This window comes from Frankia sp. AgPm24, from assembly GCF_023243055.1.
GTDB classification, from domain to species: Bacteria; Actinomycetota; Actinomycetes; order Frankiales; family Frankiaceae; genus Frankia; species Frankia umida.
Window position 1 is genome coordinate 1 of the sequence record NZ_JALKFW010000042.1, and the last position, 3,492, is coordinate 3,492.

2 protein-coding genes are annotated in these 3,492 nt (G+C 66.4%); one reads left to right on the forward strand and one right to left on the reverse strand.

Going from position 1 to position 3,492, the window contains the following annotated elements; genetic code table 11:
- Window positions 1-102: 102 nt before the first annotated feature.
- On the forward strand, window positions 103-1,875 hold the full coding sequence (locus MXD61_RS05465; protein ID WP_248811752.1) for a tetratricopeptide repeat protein: 1,773 nt from the start codon (window positions 103-105) through the stop codon (window positions 1,873-1,875).
- 59 nt (window positions 1,876-1,934) lie between these two features.
- On the opposite strand, the gene MXD61_RS05470 is transcribed toward MXD61_RS05465, so the two are convergent.
- Window positions 1,935-3,056 (reverse strand): ISAs1 family transposase, encoded by a 1,122-nt coding sequence (locus tag MXD61_RS05470; RefSeq protein WP_248811753.1) that lies wholly within the window; start codon window positions 3,054-3,056, stop codon window positions 1,935-1,937.
- Window positions 3,057-3,492 lie beyond the last annotated feature (436 nt).

A 3,492-nucleotide genomic window follows, 5' to 3' on the forward strand; every position in this document is an offset into this window, starting at 1 on the left:
GAGGAGCAGCCAGACCCGGAACCGGCAAGTAGCTAGTTTTCGAACAACACTGCCTCAAACAGCTTGACGGGTTCCGGGTCGCGATCGGAGATTTTTGTGTGCATGGAGCCAGAGTCGCAGTCGAGTTCGGCCGGGTCCTCCGCGCCGCGGCGCGATCCGGCGCCACTGCCGTCGTGGCGTGTGTTCAGCAGCGCGGAACAGCAGCGGATCATCGCGGAGTACGAGAACGTGTCGCGCGAGGAGAAGGACTCGATCCTGCGCCGGGAGGGTTTGGCACAACACGCGGCACTTATCGCGACGCTGGACCTCCGTCGCCTCGGCCATAGTAGTCCAATACCCATCGCTCTGCTTGCGGACACCGCCGCCGCTCTTCTGGCCGACGAGTTTCAGGTCGGCGACGACCATCAGTTGATCAAAGCTGTTTCCGGGGCGATTTACGAGCATGCGGATCAGCAACCAGACAGCCATTCCCCGGCGCTGGTTCCCGCACCCTCAACCTCAACCACCAGTTACCACCCGGGCGACCGTCCTGACGAAAACATCCTCCGTACTCGTTGCTACTATGTTCCACCCGCAGGGTTCTGGGGAGCGGTCAGCCGTCACGCCCAGACCGCCGAAGATCTACATGCCATAGGCCGATCCGCTGCGAGCCGCCTGAGGCTACGGCACGCTGATCAGCTTTACCGGCGGGCGGGGAATGCCGGCAGAGCCGAGGCATGGTGGGACCTGGCGCGGCTTCGCGAGGAGGCCGGGGACCTCGACGGCGCGAAAAATCTCTACCTCGAGGCCGCGGCGGCTGGGAGCCCCCAAGCGTTGAGCCACCTCGCCGAACTTCGCGAGAAGGCCGGCGACGTCAACGGCGCGAAAAGCTTCTACCTCCAGGCCGCGGACGCCGGCGACGAGGACGCTCTCTGGGAGGTGACGCGTCTACACGAAGAAACCGGAGACCCCGACGGAGCCGAACAAGTCGCCCAGCGGGCCGCCGACTCCGGCGATGTCGGACCGTTGTCCTCACTGGCCTGGATGCGGGAAAGCGCCGGGGATGGCGAGAACGCCGAGCGGCTATATCGGCGGGCTCTGGACACCGGCCATACGTACGCTCTCTGGGACCTCGCACGCCTACGGGAAAAGGCCGGCGATCGCGCTGGCGCCGAACAGCTCGCCCGTCAGGCGCTACGTTCCGGCAACTCGGCTGTCATGCGGGAACTGGCAATCTTCCGAGAGGATGCCAGTGATCTCGATGGAGCAGAACCCCTGTACCGGCAGGCCGGAGATGCGGGAGATCCTTACACCTACTTTGATCTTTCGCGCATACGAGAGAAAGCCGGAGACCCCGACGGAGCCGAAACAATCGCCCGCCAGGCCGCCGAATCTGGAGATTCCGATCCCTCGTGGCACCTGGCCCGGATGCGCGAACTCGCCGACAACTATGCCAGCGCCAAGGAACTCTATCTTCTGGCAGGAAGCGCCGGAAATTCCGAGGCGATGAGAAGCCTCGCCTGGATGCTCGAAAAGCAAGGAGACCTGGCTGGCGCGGAACGGTACAACCATCAGGCCAAAGACGCTGGAAACCTTGACGCTATCTGGGATCTTGCGCGCCTACGCGAGGAATCCGGAGACCCCGACGAAGCCGAAAATATTGCCCGCCAGGCCGCCGAATCCGGCGATACCAGCATTCTATGGCCTCTCGCAACGCTTCGAGAGGAAAGAGGAGACCCCGACGATGCCGAACGGCTAGCATTCCTAGCCACAGACGCGGGCGACACGAGGGCACTCAGGGAACTGGCGGAGATCCGCCACAAGGATCCACGCTGGGAGAAGTTGCTGCAGTTCGGACTCGACCCAGATGGACGACTCTCAGATCCCTGGTGGTGAGGGGCTCCTTGAAGTTTCCCGTCGGCGGGTGGACTGCAGGGCAACGGCAAAGTTGCTGGTTAGCAATTTAGGTTCATGATCGTGGCGAGTGGTCGTTCGGGTCGGCGGGCGTGGTGTCGTAGCGCTTGGGTGATGTTGGTGGTGCCGGTCAGGCGCAGGCTGGTGATCGCGAGGTTGCGCAGGCTGGCCATGACCTGGGGGGTGTTGCCGGTGCGGGCGCGGTGGTGGTCCTCGTCGTAGGCGACATCGCGTACCCAGTGCAGCCGGTTCTCGATGGTCCAGTGGCCGCGGGCGAGGTCGGCGAGCAGGGTGGGGCTGGCCTGGTGGGTCGGCAGGCTGGTGATCGCGTGGACGGTTTCGGTCTGCGCTGGTCTATCGGCGACGGCTCGGCGGCGGGTGATCTGGACGGCCTGGAGGGCGCGGGGGAAGTCGATGCCGGCGCGGACCTCGGTGGCTTTCACGATCCGGGTCTCGATCCGGCCGTGCCCGCGGTCGCAGGTCCGGGCCCTGGTAGGGACCTTTGTCCAGGGCAGCGCTGCGAGCTGGGCGGACAGCCCGGGCTGGTTCGCTTTCGCGACGAGAAGGTAGTGAGCGCCGCGGTCAACCAGCCAGGAGGCGGTGTCGCGCTGGGTGTGCAGGGCGTCGGCGGTGACCACCGTGCCAGCCAGATCGAGGGTGCCGAGCAGGGCTTTGAGCTCGGGAATCTCATTGGTCTTCGCCTCGACGGCCCGCTGGGCCAGCACGACGGCGTGGTGCTGGTCGATCGCGGCGAGCAGGTGCCGGCCCGGTGTGTCGCCGTCCCGGGAACCGCGCAGGGTCTTCCCGTCGACGGCGATCCGTCGCCGTGTCCCCTCGGCCGGGGTGGTCGCGGCGGCAGCCCGGGCACCGAGGATGGTGTCCAACGCGTCAGCGTCGAGCAGAGCAAAGACCCGCCGGAACGTCGATTCGTCGGGGACCCGGACGATTCCCAGGGCCGACCAGACGGCCTGGCCGGCGTCCGCGGCCCACTCCGCGACCGCCGTGAACGATCGGGCACCCGCGAGGACGGCGCAGGTCGCCAGAGTGAGCAGGACCGGGAGGCGATGCCGCGTTCCACGGCGTTTCCGTGGGTCGCTGACCTGGGCGAACAATGCCAGTAGACCGGTAGGTGACCTCTGCGGCGGTGCCGCGGCAGCCGCCACCGAGGCCAGCTGATCCAGGACAGGGGCAGGCGGAGACAATGGTGCGGCGGGCATGGCACCTCGGGGACGATCAGGCTGGCGTAGGAACCTCCATGATCACCTGGGTGTCATGCCCGCCCTGTTCCGGTATCCGGTTCCGTGCAGCCCTCACCACTCGGCCCCACGGGAAACCCTCGATACAGCCCACGGGCCGCTCCTCAGCAAACTTGCCGGGGCCCTGGGGTGGACTGGGCGTGCAGGACCTCGGCCGGTTCCCGGCGTTGGGCTTTCGCAACAGCCAGTAGCTCGGGCCCGTTCAGAACACGAGCATGCCGGAGCCCTGGTACTGGTCGCCGCCTGCCGTCCGGGATCGTGTGCCCGCATCCAGCTACTCCACTGCCGTGGGCAGGCCGGTTGCCAGCAGTTGGTGTCGTGGTGGCATGGGGCAGATCGAGAG

What these genes read in the sequence shown, in the direction of transcription:
- MXD61_RS05465 (WP_248811752.1), top strand. Translation starts at nt 103, where the DNA reads ATGGAGCCAGAGTCGCAGTCGAGTTCGGCCGGGTCCTCCGCGCCGCGG.